Here is a 665-nt window from a genome sequence, read left to right as displayed (position 1 = left end):
AATGTATTTTTCGATTGTACTAATTATTACTTTGAAATTGATCTTCCTAGCGATGACAAGCAAAAGGGACCTTCAAAAGAGAATAGGCACTCTCCGATAATAGGGCAGGCTTTACTTTTAGATGCTGATCTAGTGCCTGTCTCCATGCAAATGTATCCCGGAAATGAATCGGAAAAGCCATATATTAGAAAAGTTATTGAAGAAATGAAGCAACGACACAACGTATCAGGCAAGACAATTCAGGTGGCTGATAAAGGACTTAATTGTGCAAGAAATATTTATGCTGCAGTTAAAGAAGCTAGTGACGGCTATATATTTTCAAAATCAATACATGGTAAGAATCTAAGTGAAAAGGAAAAGAAATGGGTTCTACTTGAGAATGATACAAATGTCTTTTCTAATTACACTGATGAAAGAGGTAATATATCTTTTCGTCTTAAATCCTGTATTGACAGCTTTGATTACAGTTTTAAAGAGATTGATCCGGAAACAGGAAAAGAGAGTGTTACAAGGTTTTCTGTAAAAGAAAATCGTATCGTCTCTTATAATCCTAACCTTGCAAAGAAACAAAGGCTTGAAATAATGAAAATGGTCGATAAAGCTTCAAAGTTTTCTACATACAAAAATATCGCTAAAGATGAACTTGGAGATTGTGCTAAATATGT

Annotated in this window: 1 protein-coding gene; it reads left to right on the top strand. The window is 33.8% G+C overall.

What is annotated here, in order from left to right:
- Positions 1–665, top strand: a 665-nt coding sequence (locus SBH76_RS13475; RefSeq protein WP_432706871.1) for an IS1634 family transposase, incomplete at both ends; no start/stop codon positions are given.

Source organism: Lachnoanaerobaculum sanguinis (assembly GCF_033242365.1).
GTDB classification, from domain to species: Bacteria; Bacillota; Clostridia; order Lachnospirales; family Lachnospiraceae; genus Lachnoanaerobaculum; species Lachnoanaerobaculum sanguinis.
Note: the sequence above shows the minus strand (reverse complement) of the source record. Positions and strands in the feature narration are given on the sequence as shown.